This window comes from Legionella micdadei (assembly GCF_000953635.1).
GTDB lineage: Bacteria > Pseudomonadota > Gammaproteobacteria > Legionellales > Legionellaceae > Tatlockia > Tatlockia micdadei.
The window spans coordinates 1,270,275-1,290,957 of record NZ_LN614830.1; the positions used below are offsets into that span (position 1 = coordinate 1,270,275).

Genomic DNA, 20,683 nt, shown 5'->3' on the forward strand with positions numbered 1-20,683 from the left:
TGAATAAGAACAGGCGCACTTGTATCCGGTTTGCCCACGCGTGTGGTTTAGATTGCCGAGTCTTACTTAACCGAATGATGTCCAGGTTGGTGTGCTTCAAGCCAACCTGGTTGGCAAAATTACTAATCTACCATTTCCTTATTCGCCAGCTTGACTAACAGCATCTTAATTTCATGAATACGTTCTTCGTGGGTGGTGCTATCTAAATTAAAGCGCAAGCGAGTAGGGCCTTCCAACTGATAACGTTTGGGTTGGAGCTGTATAAGATTGATTAAAATACCTGGATCAATCTCAGGTTTTTCACTAAATTCAATTTTTCCATTTTGCTGGGCTGCGTTTATTTTGTTAACCCCTAATTTTGCAGCGAGTAACTTAAGCTCAGTGACTAGAAGTAAGTTTTTAGCCGGTTGAGGCAATAACCCAAAGCGGTCGATCATTTCAATTTGTAGATCGCGCAGTTCCTCTTTGTTTTTGGCGTTTGCGATACGCTTATACATAATAAGGCGCGTGTGCACATCGGCTATATAATCTTCAGGGAGGATAGCGCTAAGACGAAGATCAATTTCAGGCCCCTGATGGATTGGCGTTGCTAGTTCAGGGGTTTTACCCGATTTTAAATCATTCACTGCCTTATCCAGCATTTCCATGAATAAATTAAAGCCTATCGCTTGCATATTACCGCTTTGATCTTCACCCAATAGTTCGCCAGCGCCACGTATTTCCAAATCATGTGTTGCCAAAGTAAAACCGGCACCTAAATCTTCTAAAGAGACGATTGCTTCCAAGCGTTTGACCGCGTCGGCAGTGAGTAATTTCTTATTAGGCGTGAGCAAATAAGCATAAGCCTGATGGTGGGAGCGACCAACTCGGCCTCGTAATTGATGAAGCTGCGCCAGGCCAAACTTGTCTGCGCGGTCAATAATAATGGTATTTGCTGTTGGAATATCGATACCTGTTTCAATGATGGTCGTGCATACTAAAACATTAAAACGATGATGATAAAAATCAGACATAATTCGTTCTAGTTCCCTCTCACGCATTTGTCCATGGGCACTACGGACTTTGGCTTCAGGAACAAGAAACTGTAAGTCTTGGCATACTCGTTCAATTGTTTGTACATTGTTGTGAAGGAAATAAACTTGTCCGCCGCGTAAAATTTCCCGCAAAATCGCTTCCCGTAACATGGAATCATTTTTTTCTTGCCAGAAGGTTTTAATGGCTAATCGCTTTGCTGGTGGAGTGGCGATTAAGGAAATATCACGAATCCCTGCCATTGCCATATTAAGGGTGCGTGGAATAGGCGTTGCTGTCATGGATAAGATATCCACATGAGTACGCAAGGCTTTGATGTGTTCTTTTTGTTTAACGCCAAAACGATGCTCTTCATCGATAATGAGCAGTCCTAAATTTTTAAACTCGATATCTTTGGAGAAGAGTTTATGAGTCCCGATGACAATATCAACGCGTCCGTTCTTTAAGGATTCAATCACTTTTTCTGACTCTTTCCCGCTGCGGAATCGTGATAATAGTTCAATATTGATTGGGAATTGGGCAAAACGATCGCGAAAAGTTTCAAAATGTTGGGCTGCCAAGAGAGTAGTGGGGACTAAAACACAGACTTGTTTGCCATTTTGTACCGCTAAAAAAGCGGCGCGCATGGCAACTTCCGTCTTGCCAAAACCGACATCACCGCAGATTAGCCGATCCATAGGACGAGGTGATTGCAGATCAACAACAATTTGCTCGACTGCGCGCACCTGGTCAGGGGTTTCGGAAAAAGGGAAGTCGCTAGCAAAGCGCTGGTATTCAGCCGCATTGAACTCGTAAATAAATCCTGGTTTGGCTTCCCGTTTGGCGTAAATTTCTAGCAATTCAATGGCTACATCATGAATTTTTTCTGCTGCTTTTCTCTTTTCTTTTTGCCATTGATCGCTCCCCAGCTTATGCAAGGGGGCGTGTTCACTATCCATACCGGTATAGCGGCTGATAAAATGGAGCGAAGTGACTGGCACATAAATTTTATCGTCACCTGCATAGGCTAATACTAAAAATTCATTAGCTGTATTATTACTTTCAATGGTTTTAAGCCCTTGATAGCGGCCTACACCAAATTGTAAATGAACAACAGGCGCACCGATTCTTAGTTCTGCAAGATCACGAATAATCAAGTCAGGATCAACAGTTTTTTGGATACTCCTTCGTTGGGGGATTGCTTGCTCGCCAAATAATTGAGCTTCAACAATAATGGCTATGCCTTGTTCGATAAGCTCTGCGCCATCAATGAGGGGGCCGGTGATGATATTAATCGGCGAAGAATCGCTGAGAAAATCTTTCCAAGTGTTTTGGATTTTCGGGGTTATCTCACTTTGCTTAAGCAGATCCAACAGGACTTCTCGCCGGCCAGCACTTTCCACCACAAGCAAAGAGCGCTTTTTCGTATCTGCCATATAAGCGCATAGTTTATTAAGGGGTTGAGTGCTTTGACGCTCTATAGGAAGAGAGGGCGACTTACCGATATTAAAATTAAATAGAGCGCCTTTTTTCTCTTTTGGTTGGTGATAAAGGCGTACTTGTTGATATTGTTTCGCCACTGTTAATAGTTCTGTGGGAGTTAAAAAGCAAGTGTTTGGCGGCAGTATGGGGCGAGAAACATCATAATTTCGCTGTTCATAACGAGCTGACAATTCATGCCAAAATTCTTCTGCTTGTTCAGAAATTTCGTCAATTAAACAGACTGAGGCATCAGCAGGTAAATAATCAAAAAAAGTGGCGGTAGTTTCAAAAAATAAAGGTAGATAGTATTCAATGCCAGATGGGAACTGGGCGTCACTGACGGCTTCATATATCGGGCACTGGCTTGGGTTACCTGAAAAACGTTCCCTAAAGGCACGGCGAAATAAGGTAATGCTCTGCTCATTTAAAGGAAATTCACGGGCAGGAAGCACTTGAATTTCAGAAATTTTGCTGACTGTTCGCTGTGTTTCTGTATCAAATTGGCGCAAACTTTCTATTTCCTCATCGAACAGTTCAATGCGAAATGGCATTGAACTTCCCATGGGATAAACATCAATGATCGCGCCTCGGATTGCAAATTCCCCGTGTTCAAGCACCTTGTTGACACTGTGATAGCCTGCTTGTGTGAGTTGATGACGAAAATGGTCCAAGTTTAAAGTCTGGCCTTCTTTCAATGCTAATGCATGATGGTGTAAAAACTGAGGGGGGCACAGTCTGTGCATTAACGTACTGACCGAACTGATCACGATGGCATTTGTACTTTGTTGCAGACGGCTTAAGGTCGACAGGCGTTCGGAAATAATGTCTTGATGGGGCGAAAATTGATCATAAGGAAGCGTTTCCCAATCAGGAAAAAGTAATAATTCATGTTTGTCGTTTTCGCCTAGGAAAAATCGCAATTCTTCTAAGAGTTGGCCAGCCGTCAAGTTATCGGGAGTGATAAGTAATTTTATTCCGGCTTTTTCTTGGCAAAACTCCGCAATGGCTAAAGGAAGACTACAGCCGTACAGTTGTCCCCAGGTTTGTCGATGATCAATAGGAGGATGTTTGAGTATCAATGTTGCCATACAATGCTTGTCTGTCGCCGTTAATTAGGGCGCAAAAGTATACTATAAAATCGTCTAATTTCTAACTAGGGGCGCTTATGTAAAATGAGCGCCCTTATAAAATTATGGCACCAAATAACCCATGAGATAGCTCGTCGCTAAACCTGCTAGCAATCCAAATAAATGGCCCTCCCAGGAAACCCCTTTTTTACTGGGAAAAATACCAAAGAAAATACCCGCGAAATAATACAAACTAATGATACCAAGAATAATTGCTGTGAGTGTGCCCTGTTGCACAATATCACTGACCAGCAACCCCCAATAGCCAGTAATGACAGAGCTGGCGCCAACATGGATCCCCGGTTTTGCAAAAAGCCATATTAAAACGCCACTGATCAGGGTAATTATCGCCGTCACCCATAAAAAATACGTTAGCCCATTGACCAAAATAAAATTACTCAAAACCAGCAAAGGAATGGAGTTAAAAAAAAGATGATTGAAGTTCGCATGGAGTAAAGGAGCGAATAGGATGCCAGGAAGGCCAAGGATATGGCGAGGGATAATTCCTAAAATAAGCAAACGTTTACCTAGCAGGGCATTCAAAATAAAAACAAGCCAGGGTATAAGTAAGATAATGAATAGAGTGTGCCAATTAGCCTGAGTCTGATTAATTATCTGATCTAGGCTGGAAGTTAATTGGTCGAGCATCATTCTTTAAGTATCCATAAAACAGTATTTAAACATCTATGATTTCTGGTCGCAAGAAAGAATATTCGGTTTCAAGTAAAGCTTCATCTTTCTCTACAACTTGACACAGCAGGCTACCTTTGGCTAAACGCACGTTGATAGCATCACCAAGATTGACTTGTTTACTATCAAAAAGAACCGAATTTTTGTAAGTTGCAAGAGCATATCCTCTGTCCAGTGTAGCCAAGGGACTGACAGCATGCAAGGTTGCCATTTGCTTCGTCAATTCTTGCTTCATCCGATTGAACTTGCTATGCATGCTTTGAATGAGTTGTTGTTCAAAAAATTGTATCTCGGTTTTTGATTGTTGCAGTATTGCCATTGGATTTTTAGTATGAAGGCGGCTTTGCATAAAGTGTAGTTTTTTATCTTGTTGATGCAGAATACCTTGCATACTGTGATTAAGTTGCTGTTCCAGTGAATCAATTGTTTGCCAGTGCTTTGCAATCAATTGCGCTGGTGATAAAAATTTGGCAACTTGGTGAGCTAATACAAGATGTTTATGTTTAGTGAATTGTTTTATTGCTCTTAGCATGCGTTTTTCAAACGAAAAAAGGGTGTTTATTAAATCAATCTGGTTAGGGGTTACCGCTTCTGCAGCAGCAGTAGGGGTTGGCGCTCGCAGATCAGCAACGAAATCAGCGATGGTAAAATCGGTCTCATGGCCTACCCCGGTGACAATGGGAATAGCACTATTACTGATTGCCAAAGCAAGCTGTTCATCATTAAAAGCCCATAAATCTTCAATGCTACCCCCTCCGCGTGCAAGGATTAATACTTCGGCCAATTTCTCCTGATTAGCTTTTTGTACGGCTCTAATTAATTGCGCAGGCGCTTCTTTCCCTTGTACTTCGCTGCCATAAACCTTAACTTGAGCGAGTGGGAAGCGTCGATTTAATGTTGTTAAAATGTCCCGTAAGGCAGCCCCTGAGGGAGAAGTTATTACACCAATGACAGAAGGGAAGAAAGGTAAGCTCTTTTTGTGAGCTTGATCAAATAAACCTTGTGTTTGCAGCTTTAACTTTAATTGCTCAAACTGACGATACAGTTCTCCTAAGCCTGCCTCACTTAATGAGTGGACAATAAGCTGATAATCCCCTCTTGCTTCGTATAAACTTAATTTGCCTGTCGCGATAACTTGTTGGCCGTCTTTGAAACCGTTGCTCGTTGAAATATGGTAATTACGAAAGTAAACGCAGCGCAATTGGGCGGTTGGATCCTTTAAAGTAAAATAGAGATGACCCGAAGTCGGTTTAGATAAATTGGATATTTCACCAATCACGGCAACTTGGCCTAATTCCATTTCTAGCCATGAGCGAATTTGGCGATTAAGTTGGGTGACTGTGAGTGCGTTTTGATCTGGTTGCATAAAAGGGTCTATAGTTTTAAAAGTAGGGTTAATTTTCGGAGGTTGATATGATTAAGGGATTATTTTCTGCAGAAATGTCCGAAGAAATACCTATACCCCCCATGAATGATCCGCCACTGCCTGAACCATTAGAGCCCAATCCCAGTGAAAACCCTGAGCCTGAGCCTAGTGAAAACCCTGAGCCTGAACCAGCAAAAACACCCGAGCCTGATATCAACCTAAAACCATCGGTATATAATAAAACCAATAATACCTAAAATGCCTGGAAGAATAAAAGCGAGAATCCACTTAAAATTGGAATCGATTCGGGAATCCAGTTTATCAAATCGTGAACCAATCTCAGAAAAACGATTGTCCATATGGGACTCTAGATTATCTAACCTTTTCTCAATTCTCAATAAGGTTTGATGAAAATCAGCATTCTTCTGGTCTAAAAGCATAAGTCTTGCTTCTTCACTAGAGATCATGTCTTTATGCTCGGTCATTGTTATGTTGCTCCCAGTTGGCTACCTTCAACTAAATTATATACCTGATAACAACACTTTGTAGCTTTCACTTGTTCCAAAAGCGAGCAGTTAAGGTACAGCGAAATGCCAATTCATTATTTTTGACAATTCTTCCAACATTATCTCACCACGAATACTATTTCCTTTTGGATTAACCCTTGGACTTAACACGACAATCCCGGCTTTGCGCGGAACTACTGCAATGGTATAGCCCGAAACCCCACTTTTTGCTGGCATACCCGTTTTGACCATGTGTGTACCCGTCTCGTCGTATAAGCCGCAAGTAGCCATAATCGCGAGCGTGATTTTGCAGGTTTCTGGGGAAATAATTTGCTCACCACTGACAGGATCTTTACCGAGATTAGCAAGAAGGGTAGGTAAGTAAAGCATTTGCTCCAGCACTGCCTCATAAGAGCACAAGGTAAAATACAAATCCAAGGTTTCGTTGACAGGAGCATTTAAATTTTTTCGGCTTTTAAGTAGATAAGCAAGGGAGCGGTTGCGATCTCCCGTTCTTTTTTCAGAAGCAAATACCAGAGGATTAATGCTGAGGCGCTGATTGAATAATTTTTGTACCCAGAACTCCAGCCAGGCAAATTTCTCTTCACCAACTCCTGGAATATGGGAGCAAAGCGTAATTGCTCCTGCGTTTAACATAGGGTTAGAAGGCTTAGGACCAAATTGCTCAAGACGGGTAATGGAGGCAAAATCGTCTCCTGAGGGCTCAACCTTAACCCATTCGAAAAGCTGTTCAGCACCGTGTTCTTCTAAAAGGCCGATGAGGGGAATAAGTTTTCCTGTGCTTTGGAGCGTGATGGGTGGCGGAGGCATATTGCTATATGAAACTATCTCTTCATTAAGGGGGTTAATCGCTACGGCAGTTAAATTTTTATTAACATTCGCCAACTCCGGAATATAATTAGCTGTGTCCCCCGCTTGGCTCTCTTCCGCTTTTTTCACTAAATGTTTAAGAAGATCAAGGTTTACTTTGTGTTGTGCCATAAATTCTCAGCAATGTAACAAGAAGGACGTAATTATGCTAAATTTAGCACACTAAAACAAATATATAGGCAGGTTATCTCACGGCTGTTCTATTAAAGGTGTGACGCGTTATCTTGCAGGAGATTCCTGGCTACGCTCGAAAGACGTCATACTTTTAATGGACGGAGGTGCAGGTTATCTGCCTGAATTTCATTGCAAATGTTCACGTTAAAAGGGTTGGCTAGGCCTAACTCATTAATTCCGTAAGTTTTGCGCCAATATCGGGTTCCCGCATTAGGCTCTCTCCAATTAGAAAGGCATTTATCCCATGTTCTTGCATGAGTTTGATATCGTCGCGACTATTAATACCGCTTTCAGTAATTAAAATTTTATCGGAGGGAAGATACTGAACTAATTCAATACTTGTCTTAATGTCAGTAACAAAACTGTGTAAACTGCGGTTATTAACACCCATCAAAGGTGTTGGCAATTTAAGTGCGCGTTCAAACTCACCGAGAGTATGGCTTTCCACTAAGACTGCCATTTTAAGCTCTTGTGCCAATTGACAATAATCGTGAAGCTGCTTGTCATCAAGCATGGCCACAATCAATAAAATACAATCAGCACCCAATACACGACTTTCGTAAATCTGGTAAGGGTCAATAATAAAATCTTTACGTAGAATGGGCAATGAAGAGTGTGTTTTAGCCTCGGCTAAATACGCAGGAGAGCCTTGAAAAAAGTGAATATCAGTGAGGACTGAAAGACAGCTTGCCCCGTTTTCCTCGTAAATTTCTGCAATGGATGCGACATCAAAATCTGCCCTAATTAATCCCTTACTCGGTGATGCTTTTTTAATTTCAGCAATGATGGCAGGAATTCTTCGCTGTAAACCGCCAATAAAATCCCGAATAGGTAGCGATTCACGATCAATTAAACTGTTTAAAGGGGTTTTTTGCTTTGCAAATTCCACTTCCTGTTTTTTGTGCTCAGCAATGCGATTTAAAATACTATTCATGATTTGCCTGTTAGCGTTCGAGTTAATTCTTTTAATCCAGTAAACCGCCGTGCTGCTTCACCACTGTCGATTGCTATTCTCGCTTTTTCTACAGCTTGAGCGTAACTTTCAGCAAGCTCAGCACAATGGAGCGCGGCCGCTGCGTTCAGCAAAACAATATCACGCGCCGGACCTTGTTGACCACTAAGTACTTCCTCTACAAGGGCAAGGCTTTCATTAGGTGATTTAACAATAATTTCATCCAGAGTAGCATGAAAGCAGCCGTATTCTTTGGGATCGATAGACCAATTTTTGAATTGGCCTTGGTGATATTCAACAACATCGGTAATGCTAGCAATACTCACTTCATCCATACCGTCACGAGAATGGATTACAAAAACTCGTTCTCTACCTAGGTTAGCAAGCACCTTAGCGAGTGGTTCTAGCCAATGTTGCGCAAAAACACCCATCACTTGTTTTTTAACCCGTGCAGGATTGACTAAAGGGCCCAGGATATTAAACAGAGTCCGTATTCCAAGCTGTTGTCTGACATTTCTTGCATATTGCATTGCTTGATGAAAATGAGGGGCGAATAAAAAGCTAATCCCACATTGCTGCATGCATTGAGTTAATTGTTCGTCGGTTAGATGAAGCTCAAATCCTGCTTGCAATAACAAATCGGCGCTGCCGCTGCGTCCTGATACAGAACGACCGCCATGTTTTGCAACACGCGCTCCAGCTGCTGCTGCAACAAAGCTGCTGATGGTTGAAATATTAAACGTGTTTTTCCCATCCCCGCCTGTCCCGACGATATCAATGAGATCCCCGCCTAAATCGATACAGTGGGCAAATTCCATCATCACTTGAGCTGCTGCCGTGAGTTCTTCGACAGTTTCGCCTTTCCTACGCATTAAAACCAAGAAAGCAGCGAGTTGTGCATCAGTTAACTCCCCATTCATACAAGCGCGCATCAATTCATGCATTTGTGAAACGGTTAAATGTTCACTAGCAATAAGTTGTTCTAAGAGATTATTTATCTTCATGGTGTAAAAACTGACCTAAGAGCGTCATGCCATATTCGGTTAAAATCGATTCAGGATGAAATTGTAGACCATAAAGCGGATATTGACGATGAGATATTGCCATAATTGTTTGTTGAGCCCAAGCGTCAATAGCGAAGCATGGGGGCAGGGTGCTTATATCCACAGCGAGCGAATGATAACGTGTTGCTTTAAAAGGATTGGGAAGATTGCGAAAAAGTCCTTGTTTATGATGGCTGATTAGCGAGGTTTTCCCGTGAATGATTTCCGGAGCCTGGATAATTGAAGCACCGAAAGAGTAGGCGATGCATTGGTGGCCTAGGCAAACGCCCAGGATAGGGATACGTTGATAAAAATGCTTAATTGCAGCCAATGAAATACCAGCGTTCTCCGGGCCTTTGGGGCCAGGCGAAATAACCAGGTATTCGGGTGCTAAGTGTTCGATTTCTTCAATGGAAACTTGATCATTTGCAAAAACACGAACCGTTTGCCCCAGGGATTGAAAGTACTGTACAAGGTTATAAGTAAAGGAGTCATAATTATCGATAAGAATTAGCATAAATGAGTATCTTTGAATAAAGTTATGGCCAACAGTCGGGATCCTTACTCTGCTCCGGATGACACGCTTTCTTCAGAAGGAATTATAAAGAAAACTCTTCGCCCAAATAAACCGCCCGAACTTGCTGATTATCAAGAATCGCCTTAGGTGTTCCTTCACAAAGTATCTTACCCTGGCTGACGATGTATGCTCTTTCACAGATATCCAGAGTCTCCCTCACATTATGATCGGTGATTAGTACACCAATATTCTTATCACATAAATGCGAAATGATTCGTTTGATATCCAGAACTGAAATCGGGTCGACCCCAGCGAAGGGCTCATCTAATAAAATAAAAGTAGGCTCAATGGCTAATGCACGTGCAATTTCCACTCGCCGCCGTTCTCCACCTGATAGGCTCATTCCTAAATTATTGTACAAGTGAGAAATATGGAATTCATTGAGCAGCTGTTCTAATTTGTCTTTGCGCGCTTTATTGTCTAAATCTTCGCGTAATTGCAGAATAGACAAGATATTATCGGCTACTGATAACTTGCGAAAAACAGAAGCTTCTTGAGGTAAGTACCCAATACCCATGCGGGCGCGTTGATGCATTGGGGCCTTAGTAAGGTCTTTGTTGTCAAGAATAATTTGGCCTTCGTCACAAGATTGCAACCCGACAATCATATAGAAACAGGTTGTTTTGCCTGCGCCATTGGGTCCAAGCAAACCCACACATTCACCGCTGCGAATGTGGATGCTAATATCATTGACCACAGTGCGTGTTTTAAATGATTTTTTAAGATGGCGTGCTAACAGCTCACTCATAGTTATTTTCCAGGATGGAAGATAATGGTTGTCCGCGTTTTTCCATCACTTTTAGAGACCACATGTTGTTTAAGTGTATCATAACTGATCTTAGGTGCGGAGAAAGAATTTTCACCTTGCACTACACGGGCATTCCCGATCAATTCAATAAGATGCTGGTCAGGATGATAACGGATCATATCAGCATAAGCATGTAAGGGTGGTTTGCCATGTTCAGTAACTGTCCAAAAATGGGCTTGCTCTTTTTGATCACCATTTGCTACAGCTAGAACGAGCTTATTTTGGGCGCTCCCTTCAGTGATTGCATTTGCTGCCCGCAGATGAGAGGAGCCTTGATCCAGTTGTACGTGCCCAATAAACTCCCCGCGATGGGTTTGTTGATTCAAATCAGCTGAATCAGCTGACAACTCAAGCGGTTTTTCGCGATCATCGGGTAGCGCAAAACATATCTCTTTTGTTAAGATCAATAGGAGTATCACTGCCAATTTTAGCGGTATGGTTTTAAGCATCATCTCTCTTCGGTTCAAAGGTTGCTCGTGCTTGACTCAGTAATTGCACCCGTTTATCAGCAAGATGAATCTTTATCCCTTCCGAACGCACAATTCGACCTGGCTGTTCAAAATGAACAGTGGCCTGGGATGTGGCTATTTTATCTTTGGGAAGATAGGTGATTTCTTGCGTTTTAAGCGTGCTTTCCTGATTGTGTTCACCTTTATTCTGATGAATCACTACATCGTTAGTAAAAATGATTTTTTCCCCGCCATTAATAGCTTGCGCATTTTTTGACTTAATTTCCCAGGCTGGTTGGTTGGCTTCAGAAAGGGCTAAGCGTGGCGAAGTGAAAAAATGCATATTATTGTTTGGAACATGTCGTACTTCGGGGGCTATTAAATAATTTATAATTTTTCCGGCATAGTCGAATTGTTTCACAGAGAGATGGGTAATCATCATATCTGCTGAATTAGAAAGTGTTTGTTCGTCCAGCCGAGTAACTGATTTGGAGCTGGCATAATACCAACCAGAACCTGCTAATGCGACGAGGAGGCAGAAGAGCCAGGCCGCTTGCTTAGCTGCGTTCATGATGCTAAATACCTCGCTAGAGCTATATCCTGCATCTGCTTAGCATTAAGAATAAGATCACAAACCTCTCGGACAGCCCCGCGTCCCCCCGATTGTTCTGTTTGCCAGGCGGCAAATTCTTTTACTTGGTCGACAGCATTTGCTACAGCGACACCAAAGCCAACTTGCCGAATAATCGCTAAATCAGGGAGATCATCGCCTATGTATGCAAAATCCTCATTGCTAAAACCTAAACGAAGCTTAAGTTGGTTAAACGCGTTATTTTTATCAACTTGGCCTTTAAAATAGTGCTGAATGCCAAGTTGTTTCATGCGGTGATCAATCACAGCGTTTTGTGAAGTGGTGATAACTGCAACGTGGATACCTGCTGCCATTAATAACTTTAATCCCATTCCATCTTGAACACAAAATGTCTTTAATTCATTTCCATAATTATCGATGTAAAGTTGGCCATCCGTTAAAACACCATCCACATCACAGATAAGACATTTTATATTTTTTGCTTTTTCTAATAATTCGTTCATTCTTTCAATTTCTCATTAATTTAGAAAACACCCGCACGCAGTAGATCATGTAAGTGGACAACGGCAACTGGTCTATTTTCTTCGTCAATCACAACCAGGGAAGTTATGCTGTATTTTTGCATAATGGCCAAAGCTTCTGCTGCGAGTAAACCTTTTTTAATTGTTTTACAGTTTCTGCTCATCACGGTGCTAATGGGTGTGGTATTGATATCAAGATTTTGATTAAGTGTTCTTCTAACATCTCCATCGGTGTATACCCCGGCGAGATAACCATGAGCATTTACAACACAAGTCATGCCTAATTTTTTTGCAGTGACTTCGATCAAAGCCTCCCGAATTGTTGCGTTTTCCTGAATTAAAGGTAATTCATCACCATGATGGCATAGCTCGTCAATACGAAGCAAAAGACGCCTGCCAAGAGTGCCTCCTGGATGGGATAAGGCAAAATCTTCCGCACTGAAGCCTCTTGCTTGCAATAAGGCGATCGCCAAAGCATCTCCCATAACCAATGATACTGTAGTACTGGTTGTTGGCGCTAGTCCTAATGGGCATGCTTCTTGTCGAATAGAAATGTCAAGGTTAACATTCGCTGCCTTTGCCAAAGTAGATTCACTATTGCCTGTTAGGGTGATCAGTGGGACTTCCAATCGTTTTAAAAGGGGCAATAATGTCACAATTTCATTGGTAAACCCTGAGTTGGAAATGGCAAGTACTGTGTCTTGTCGAGTAATCATGCCTAAATCACCATGGCTTGCTTCGCCAGGGTGCATGAAAAAAGCGGGAGTCCCTGTGCTTGAAAATGTGGCCGCAATTTTATGCCCAATATGGCCTGATTTGCCCATTCCTGTGACAACCACGCGGCCTTTACAGTCGAGTAAAAGTTTGCAGGCTTTTTCAAAATTCTCATCAATACGTTGCGTTAGCTCAAATACTGCTTGTGCTTCGGTTTCAATCACCGCAAGGCCTAATTTGCAAAAATTCATATGCTGTACCCGTAAGCCTTATCTTTTCTTATTTAAGCAGGTTTGGAATTCTAGCATAGTAATATTTTACTTTGTAGGCACTATACAGGTTCCAATGGGTAACCGCATCTAAATTTCTCCTAAAGCTTGAAACGTGCTCGCCCGGCACATGCTTGAAAAGGTATGAAAAGCCCTCAAGGGGTAACGCAGATGCTCCGTAAATGTGCGTCCAAGCACGGTTGTTAACCAGCTAAATTTTTGTAGGCGAAAATTTATATTCAGGTATAATCATTTATTAAAGCGAGCGTCGGAACAAACTAAATGTGGGCAAATTTGGTGCAAATCACCAACCTCACCTTCTCAAGAAATGGGCGCCATATTTTTGACGGCATCAATATGGTGGTGAAGCGAGGAAAAATTACAGCGATCATGGGGCCAAGTGGAAGTGGTAAAACAACACTTTTGCGCTTAATTGGTGCCCAACTGGAACCAGAAGCGGGTGAAATTTTGGTGAATGGTGTTAATATTCACCAGCTATCGCGAAAAGATTTATATTTAGCCAGACGTAAAATGGGGCTACTTTTCCAAAGTTCGGCCTTATTCACCCATTTATCGGTTTTTGATAATGTTGCCTTTCCGCTGCGGGAGCATACTAGCTTAAACGAAGCGATGCTGCGCGATATCGTCTTAATGAAACTGGAAGCTGTAGGCTTAAGAGGGGCAGCCCAATTAATGCCTGAAGAACTTTCGGGGGGTATGGCAAGACGTGTTGCTTTAGCAAGAACTATTGCGCTTGACCCGGAGCTCATGATGTATGATGAGCCTTTTACAGGACAAGATCCTATCTCTATGGGAGTTTTAGTTCGGCTAATTAAGCGGTTAAACCAATTATTGGAAACGACTACAATCATTGTCTCACATGATGTTGAAGAAACTTGTTCAATTGCAGATTATATCTATTTGATTGCAGGTGGCCGTTTAATTGGAGAAGGAACTCCTAATGAGCTAAAAGAATCAACCCATCCTCAAGTAAAACAATTTATGCATGGTGAAGCGGATGGCGCTGTGCCTTTCCATTATCCGGCACGCCCTTACACAGAGGAGTTGCTAAATGCTTGAGATGCTTGCGCGCTTAGGCCAACGTGGCCTGAATTCTTTGCAGGTTATGGGGAGTTCCGGTGTTTTCTTATTGGGTATTTTTTCCAGAAATCCCGATTTACCTCGCCTATGGCCTGCTTTGCGTACTCAATTGTATTTTATCGGTGTATTGTCTTGTTTGATTATTGTTGTTTCAGCCATGTTTATTGGCATGGTTATTGGATTGCAAGGTTATAACACCTTACAAAAATTTGGGGCAACCAGTCAGTTAGGTCAACTTTTAGCCTTAAGTGTGGCTAGAGAATTAGGTCCAGTAATCAGTGCATTACTCTTTGCAGGGCGTGCCGGTTCTGCATTAACTGCTGAAATTGGTTTGATGAAAGCGACCGAGCAATTGGCAAGCATGGATATGATGGGTGTGGATCCCTTAGGACGCGTCATTTATCCGCGCTTTCTAGCCGGTCTTATTTCTTTGCCGATACTCGCGCTTATATTCTCTGCTGTCGCTGTTTACGGGGGCTATTTTGTGGGGGTGCAATGGTTAGGTGTCGATGCAGGTAGCTTTTGGTCAAATATGCAGGCCGCTGTTAACTTTCGTGTCGATGTTTTAAGCGGCATCATTAAAAGTATTGTGTTTGCTTTCGTAGTAGTATGGATAGCAGTTTTTCAGGGGTTTAATTGTATTGCTACAGCTGAAGGCATCAGCCAAGCGACAACGCGAACAGTAGTATATTCATCGCTGGCAGTCCTTGGACTCGATTTTCTCTTGACAGCAGTGATGATTGGAGGTTGGTAGATGAATCATAGGCAGCGAAGTGTCGATATAAGCGTAGGTCTATTTATGTTGTTAGGCTTGCTTGCCTTGCTAGTTATGGTGATGAAAGTCAGTGGAGTTTCTAATCTGGTTTCACCTAAAGGCTACCATGTAACCGCTGAGTTTACTGATATTGGCGGTCTTAGGGTAAGGGCACCTGTTACTGTTGCTGGTGTAAAAATCGGGGAAGTGACCCGAATCGAGTTACAACCTGGTGAATTAAACGCTAAAGTGACAATGTTGTTGCGTAAAGACAAGCCAATTCCTTATGAAGATGCCTCTGCACGTATTCTGACTGAAGGCTTGATTGGTTCAAATTATATCAGCATTGTTCCTGGGTTTGAGGATGAAGAGAGCAAGGATCATCCTTATTTGCGGGAGGGTGATGTGATTCCTAAAACACAAGAAGCTATTATTCTTGAGAACTTGATTGGTCAGCTTTTGTTTAATATTAAAAAATAGGTGAGTTATGAAGGGAATAAGATCAATTTTGTTGTTAGTTACATTGTCATTTACATCGTTAGTATGGGCGGCTTCATCTCCGATTCCAATGCTTGAAAGCACGGCAAACCAAATTATTGCTGCTTTGAAGCAAAATAAAACAAATTTAAAAAATAATACGCATGTTATCTATCAGGCTGTCGAACGGTATTTACTACCCAATGTTGATGTAAGCGGCATGTCGCGCTCAGTGCTTGGCCGTAAGGCTTGGATGCAAGCTTCTACCGGAGATAAAGAACAATTTTCTAAGGCATTTACCCAGTTAGTGATTCGGACTTACGCAACACCTTTAGCCGAATACACAGATGAAACGATCAAGTTCCTTCCCATCAGAGGTTCTCTGGAAAGCCGATTCATCCGTGTGAATAGTATTATTGTTCGGTCTAACGGTAAGAATATTCCTTTAAGCTATAGTCTCATCTCCAAAAATGGCAAATGGAAGATTTATGATTTAAGTGTTGAAGGGGTGAGCCTTCTACAAAGTTTCCGTTCACAGTTTGCTGAAGCCTTGCAAAATTCAAGCATGCAAGACCTAGTCAAACAAATGCAGCAACAAAGTAAAAAGGCAGCTTAACGTGCAACCACAATCTTTCAAACCTTCTCCTGAAATGACTTTTGCAACAGTACAAGACGACTGCCGGCGTTTGTTTAAGTTTTGTCATGAGAGTAAAGAAGCTGTGTTGCATCTCGATTTAAGCGAAGTTCTCCATTGCGATAGCGCAGGTCTTGCTTTGTTAATCGAAGCAAGACGACTCTGCAAAGCGCAAAATAAAACTTGCAAAATTGATGGAATGCCTAAAGCCGTTCAAGCTTTAGCGGAATTTTGTGGCGTAGACGCAATGTTAGAAATTTCAGCTGATTAAGCAGCTCATTTTTGAAACAAGATGTCGAAAGCCATGGTAATAGTTCAGATTCCCCATGTTGGATTTTGTACAAGCGGTCAGGTTTTGGTGTGGATTGCAAGAAATCATGGCAAAATGGCAGTATCTGGGCTGATCTATTACAAGCGAAGATGTTAGAGTATGCAAATATGCTAAGGCAGTAATATGATTAGTAATGAAGAGTTAGAACGTTGTCTTGTTGAAACAGGAGAAATCGATTTTGTTAAGGTTGATGGGGATGGCTATCACTATCAGCTCACTGTCGTTTCAAACGCGTTTCAAGGGAAATCTAAAGTTGCAAGACAACAATGGGTTTATGCAAAGTTAAGGGATTATATTACAAGCGGAAGTTTGCATGCAGTAAGTATGCAAACTTTGACAAAAGAAGAGTGGGAGAAAAATCATGGATAAGTTAATTATAAGCGGTGGCAAGATGCTGAGCGGAGAGGTTACCATCTCAGGTGCGAAAAATTCAGCTTTACCAATTATGGCAGCCACAATTCTTGCTACAGATAATGTGACTATCGCTAATGTCCCACATCTTCGAGATGTTACCACGATGATGGAGCTTCTTGGGCAATTAGGTGCACAACTGACTGTTGATGAAAAAATGAATGTTCAAGTGGACGCCTCCCACATTAATGAGTATTTGGCTCCGTATGAATTGGTTAAAACCATGCGTGCATCCATTTTGGTTCTTGGTCCTTTACTCACTCGATTTGGTCAAGCTGATGTTTCTTTGCCTGGCGGCTGCGCAATAGGTACACGCCCTGTCGATTTGCATCTTAAGGCTTTGAAAAACATGGGTGCGGAGATTACTGTAAAAAACGGCTACATTAAAGCGCGTTGCAAAAAAGGGCGGTTGCAAGGCAAACCTTTAGTTTTCGATACGGTCACAGTAACAGGGACTGAAAACGTGTTGATGGCTGCAGTACTTGCAGAGGGAAAGACAATTATTAAGAATGCGGCTCGTGAGCCTGAGGTCGTCGATCTGGCAAATTTTTTAATCCAAATGGGTGCTAAAATTTCGGGTGCGGGGACACCTACCATTGAGGTAACTGGTGTTGAAGCATTAGCGGGTGGAAGTTATTCGGTGATGCCGGATCGCATAGAGGCAGGCACTTATCTCACAGCAGGGGCTATAACCCGTGGTAAAGTGACCGTACGGCGCGTAAAACCTGACAATTTATTGTCTATGCTCTGCAAATTTGAAGAAGCGGGTGCTGAGTTGGCGATAGGTGAAGATTGGGTTACTTTAAATATGCATGGGATGCGTCCGCAAGCTGTCAATATATCCACAGCACCTTATCCAGCATTTCCAACAGACATGCAGGCGCAGTTCATGGCACTCAATGCAATTGCTGACGGTACTTCTTCTGTGATTGAAAATATCTTTGAGAATCGTTTCATGCATGTTCAAGAGTTGCAGCGCATGGGGGCTCAAATTCATTTAAATGGTAATACAGCCATGGTCACTGGTGTTGAGAAATTAACTGGGGCTCCGGTTATGGCAACTGATTTACGCGCTTCAGCAAGTTTAATTTTAGCTGGTCTTGCAGCTGAAGGAGAGACAGTAGTTGAGCGTGTGTATCATGTTGATCGTGGTTATGAGCGGATTGAAGAAAAACTCTCAATGTTAGGGGCTGACATTAAGAGGGCTTCGGCACGGTGATCACACGCGATGAATTAACCTCATATTTACACGAGTTATTGGCCTGCGCTGCCTTTGATGATTATGCGCCTAATGGTATACAAGTTGAAGGTACAGGCCAAATTCACCGAATTTGTACAGCTGTAACTGCTTCACTAGACGCTATTGAGAAAGCCATCTCGTTCCGGGCTGAAGCTTTGCTGGTTCATCATGGTTATTTTTGGCGAGGAGAAACGCCTGTCATAAGGGGGATGAAACGAGAACGCATAGGCAAACTAATTAACCACGGCATGACATTATTTGCATATCACCTACCCCTTGATTGTCACCCCGAGTTTGGCAATAACGCTTGCCTCGCCACATTATTCAATATTAAATCGATTAAAATGCACAAGGTCGGTAAAACAGCTAATTTGTTGTGGTCAGGGGCATTAGAAAATCCTTTGACTGCAGATGAATTTCAAAATCTAATTCAAGATAAGTTACAAAGAAAACCCCTTTACATTCCAGGTGGTAAAAAAACAATTCGGCATTTGGCTTGGTGTAGCGGTGCGGCCCAGGATTTTATAGAAGACGCCCACGCACTTGGAGTCGATGCATATCTGAGTGGTGAAGTATCCGAACGAACTTATTATCAGGCAAAAGAATTAGGCGTTCATTATTTTGCCTGTGGCCATCATGCGACTGAACGATATGGCATTCAAGCATTAGGTAATCATCTAGCTTACAAATTTGGGATTGATCATTTATTTATCGACAGCTCCAATCCTATCTAGTCAATTATCGGATAACCCACCCATATCTATTTATGCTGATTTTTGATTCACCATCCTATCAACAAAAAAATCGTTCCAGATGTTTAACGCCCACATCGAGGTTAAGATATATTAGGAAAACCCCAAAATTAACCCAGTGAATATGTTTCTGTCTCAGTTTTTCTTGTCAATTCATAAGGTAATTTCTGCATTTCTAATTTTTTTAGATCATTTAATGTCTCGCAAATATCAGATGAAAGTGGAATGCGCTTAGTGGTCCCTGCAAAACGAACTAATAATTCATTATTGTCTAGAGCAACAACAACGGGAATGGATTGGAGTTCCTTTTGTTTTTCTGACAGTTCTACATGACCAAATTCAAGGGGGATACCACTTATAACAGCAATCCCATCCGTTAAGTCGATTCCGGTTAATTTCGAATAAGGCGATTGATCTTGAAAATGATTAGCAATGACAGAGCAGATTTTCCATAACAGTTGCATACTGAGATCCAAAGACATACCCACAGTGAAACCAACGCTATTCCCGACTAAGTTCATGGATTTACCCATAATAAAGGCCAGTGAAATGCCACAATAAGTCTCAAGAATTTGTCCAGCTAGGGTTGGTGTGATAAGCAGGGCCCCAAGGGTCGCTGAGGGGCCCAAAAGCAAAATTAGCCCACTGCCGAGGGTAACGGTTATAGCCGTGTGAGTAGAAAGGAGTGCTGCTGATTTGCCAAGCCAGTTACCAAAAACCCATCCTAGTGCATAGCCAGCAGTTTCACAAGGTTTTGCTACTAAAGGCATCATGATAGACGTAATGGGGTAATTATTTGTAAATTCCTTATTCAGTAATTTGCATTCATCAGAAACAAAATTAGTAAATTCATGCCATTCATGGACAGAAATTTGTTTTTTTAGATATGAATTTAATGATTCGAAACAGTGTTCGGATGCGGTAAAACGCTCTGTTGCCAATAGACAACATGCCTGGGTTGCGGGATCCATGGGGTTAATATCCAGGCTCATTGCTTCATTAATTAGTTGAGCCAAAGTTGAAGAACTTGAGGAGGAAAGATAGTTTTTATTAATTCTGGATTTTATAAAAAAACAAACAACAACGAGAACTTGTAAAGCAGTTAAATGTTTCTGCCGATCAAATCCATTATCCGGAGAAGGGAAAAGGTCTTTTGCCAAAGCAATTAGCATCTTTTCAATAAAATAAATTTGTTGTTTCCGAGCGTGAACGTCAGTAGCGCCGAAGAAACGGCTAATGGCATAAGGTTGTGAAGCTTCTTCGAGATTTATTTGTTCTCTTTCTTGGAAATTGGATCGCAGATTAAGAAGTTTAACAAGAAAGTGTTCAGGTAATACAAATTTTGGCATGACGGCACCTCACATCCATTGTTAAAATATCGTCCTAATTTCCTATATTACGGATTTAATGATTAAATGCAATCTGAGTTGATTAAAATTTTTACCCATAGATAGAATCGTTTGATTCAACCTCGATTTGAAAAAATTCATCGGTTAGGCTGATACACTCAACTTCGCTGGAAAATTCACTCAGTACATGGCAAAAATCGGTCATGCACGCCACGCACGCGGGCAACTATCCATCCATCCTAGTAATCCACTGCTTAAGTCAAGCCAATGGGGATTTGTTTTGCTAAATCAGGTTTATTTTCCCTTGTCGATTTGCTTCTCTCTGGTTATAGCTTCATAAACATCAGAGTGAATCTCACACTAAACTAAGTGTTTTGGTAAAATATTGTTATATCAATTTACTTCGGTGCCCTACGCAAAATAGTTGCCTCCGTGCGCGAGCATGACAGTTTTTGTCAGGTA

General features: G+C 41.9%; 22 protein-coding genes. 9 read left to right on the top strand and 13 right to left on the bottom strand.

The genetic code is table 11. The features are described from left to right. Positions 1-122: 122 nt before the first annotated feature. The 3 genes from mfd to xseA all read right to left on the bottom strand — a co-directional run bounded on the left by mfd (position 123) and on the right by xseA (position 5,676). The gene (mfd, locus tag LMI_RS05680) at positions 123-3,581 is read right to left on the bottom strand and encodes a transcription-repair coupling factor (RefSeq protein WP_045098933.1); all 3,459 of its coding nucleotides are present in this window, start codon (positions 3,579-3,581) and stop codon (positions 123-125) included. Between the two features lie 102 nt (positions 3,582-3,683). Then, positions 3,684-4,268, bottom strand: coding sequence for a rhomboid family intramembrane serine protease (locus LMI_RS05685; protein ID WP_045100593.1), 585 nt, complete (start codon positions 4,266-4,268; stop codon positions 3,684-3,686). Positions 4,269-4,296: 28 nt separating this feature from the next. Beyond that, a complete protein-coding gene (xseA, locus tag LMI_RS05690) occupies positions 4,297-5,676 on the bottom strand; it encodes an exodeoxyribonuclease VII large subunit (RefSeq protein WP_045098934.1) in 1,380 nt (459 codons plus the stop codon). 47 nt (positions 5,677-5,723) lie between these two features. Here xseA and LMI_RS15310 point away from each other — a divergent pair, with 47 nt between their 5' ends. Continuing rightward, on the top strand, positions 5,724-5,933 hold the full coding sequence (locus LMI_RS15310; protein ID WP_052679466.1) for a hypothetical protein: 210 nt from the start codon (positions 5,724-5,726) through the stop codon (positions 5,931-5,933). Positions 5,934-6,251: 318 nt separating this feature from the next. On the opposite strand, the gene glsA is transcribed toward LMI_RS15310, so the two are convergent. The 9 genes from glsA to LMI_RS05745 form a co-directional block, all read right to left on the bottom strand. After that, positions 6,252-7,184 (bottom strand): glutaminase A, encoded by a 933-nt coding sequence (glsA, locus tag LMI_RS05705; RefSeq protein ID WP_045098936.1) that lies wholly within the window; start codon positions 7,182-7,184, stop codon positions 6,252-6,254. 226 nt (positions 7,185-7,410) lie between these two features. Beyond that, positions 7,411-8,181, bottom strand: coding sequence for an indole-3-glycerol phosphate synthase TrpC (trpC, locus tag LMI_RS05710; RefSeq protein ID WP_045098937.1), 771 nt, complete (start codon positions 8,179-8,181; stop codon positions 7,411-7,413). Continuing rightward, positions 8,178-9,203 (bottom strand): anthranilate phosphoribosyltransferase, encoded by a 1,026-nt coding sequence (gene trpD, locus LMI_RS05715; protein WP_045098938.1) that lies wholly within the window; start codon positions 9,201-9,203, stop codon positions 8,178-8,180. Before trpD ends, trpC begins: the two co-directional genes overlap by 4 nt. Further along, a complete protein-coding gene (locus LMI_RS05720) occupies positions 9,190-9,759 on the bottom strand; it encodes an anthranilate synthase component II (protein ID WP_045098939.1) in 570 nt (189 codons plus the stop codon). The genes trpD and LMI_RS05720 overlap by 14 nt, the downstream gene beginning before the upstream one ends. 82 nt (positions 9,760-9,841) lie before the next feature. Continuing rightward, the gene (gene lptB, locus LMI_RS05725) at positions 9,842-10,567 is read right to left on the bottom strand and encodes an LPS export ABC transporter ATP-binding protein (RefSeq protein ID WP_045098940.1); all 726 of its coding nucleotides are present in this window, start codon (positions 10,565-10,567) and stop codon (positions 9,842-9,844) included. A gap of 2 nt (positions 10,568-10,569) precedes the next feature. Further along, complete coding sequence (gene lptA / locus LMI_RS05730) at positions 10,570-11,076, bottom strand: lipopolysaccharide transport periplasmic protein LptA (protein WP_052679467.1); 507 nt, start codon at positions 11,074-11,076, stop codon at positions 10,570-10,572. Further along, entirely contained in the window at positions 11,069-11,647 is a 579-nt protein-coding gene (gene lptC / locus LMI_RS05735; RefSeq protein WP_045098941.1) for an LPS export ABC transporter periplasmic protein LptC, read from the bottom strand. Before lptC ends, lptA begins: the two co-directional genes overlap by 8 nt. Next, positions 11,644-12,171 carry a KdsC family phosphatase gene (locus LMI_RS05740; RefSeq protein ID WP_045098942.1) on the bottom strand — a complete coding sequence of 176 codons (528 nt, stop codon included), beginning with the start codon at positions 12,169-12,171 and terminating at the stop codon, positions 11,644-11,646. Before LMI_RS05740 ends, lptC begins: the two co-directional genes overlap by 4 nt. 20 nt (positions 12,172-12,191) lie before the next feature. Then, entirely contained in the window at positions 12,192-13,154 is a 963-nt protein-coding gene (locus tag LMI_RS05745; RefSeq protein WP_045098943.1) for a KpsF/GutQ family sugar-phosphate isomerase, read from the bottom strand. Positions 13,155-13,454: 300 nt separating this feature from the next. Between LMI_RS05745 and LMI_RS05750 the strand changes: the two genes are divergently transcribed. From LMI_RS05750 to LMI_RS05785, 8 genes are all read left to right on the top strand, one after another. Further along, positions 13,455-14,252 (top strand): ATP-binding cassette domain-containing protein, encoded by a 798-nt coding sequence (locus tag LMI_RS05750; RefSeq protein ID WP_045098944.1) that lies wholly within the window; start codon positions 13,455-13,457, stop codon positions 14,250-14,252. Beyond that, the gene (gene mlaE, locus LMI_RS05755; RefSeq protein ID WP_045098945.1) at positions 14,245-15,027 is read left to right on the top strand and encodes a lipid asymmetry maintenance ABC transporter permease subunit MlaE; all 783 of its coding nucleotides are present in this window, start codon (positions 14,245-14,247) and stop codon (positions 15,025-15,027) included. Before LMI_RS05750 ends, mlaE begins: the two co-directional genes overlap by 8 nt. After that, positions 15,028-15,507 (top strand): outer membrane lipid asymmetry maintenance protein MlaD, encoded by a 480-nt coding sequence (mlaD, locus tag LMI_RS05760; protein ID WP_045098946.1) that lies wholly within the window; start codon positions 15,028-15,030, stop codon positions 15,505-15,507. 7 nt (positions 15,508-15,514) lie between these two features. Beyond that, complete coding sequence (locus tag LMI_RS05765; RefSeq protein WP_045098947.1) at positions 15,515-16,120, top strand: MlaC/ttg2D family ABC transporter substrate-binding protein; 606 nt, start codon at positions 15,515-15,517, stop codon at positions 16,118-16,120. 1 nt (position 16,121) lies between these two features. Beyond that, positions 16,122-16,409, top strand: coding sequence for an STAS domain-containing protein (locus LMI_RS05770; protein WP_074454205.1), 288 nt, complete (start codon positions 16,122-16,124; stop codon positions 16,407-16,409). Positions 16,410-16,592: 183 nt separating this feature from the next. Continuing rightward, complete coding sequence (locus LMI_RS05775; protein ID WP_045098948.1) at positions 16,593-16,838, top strand: BolA family protein; 246 nt, start codon at positions 16,593-16,595, stop codon at positions 16,836-16,838. Then, positions 16,831-18,099: a UDP-N-acetylglucosamine 1-carboxyvinyltransferase gene (gene murA, locus LMI_RS05780; protein WP_045098949.1), complete on the top strand. Its 1,269-nt coding sequence runs from the start codon at positions 16,831-16,833 to the stop codon at positions 18,097-18,099. Before LMI_RS05775 ends, murA begins: the two co-directional genes overlap by 8 nt. Beyond that, complete coding sequence (locus LMI_RS05785) at positions 18,096-18,854, top strand: Nif3-like dinuclear metal center hexameric protein (RefSeq protein WP_045098950.1); 759 nt, start codon at positions 18,096-18,098, stop codon at positions 18,852-18,854. The genes murA and LMI_RS05785 overlap by 4 nt, the downstream gene beginning before the upstream one ends. Positions 18,855-18,982: 128 nt before the next feature. Here the strand turns inward: LMI_RS05785 and LMI_RS05790 are convergent, their stop codons facing one another. Further along, complete coding sequence (locus tag LMI_RS05790; RefSeq protein ID WP_045098951.1) at positions 18,983-20,221, bottom strand: hypothetical protein; 1,239 nt, start codon at positions 20,219-20,221, stop codon at positions 18,983-18,985. Positions 20,222-20,683 lie beyond the last annotated feature (462 nt).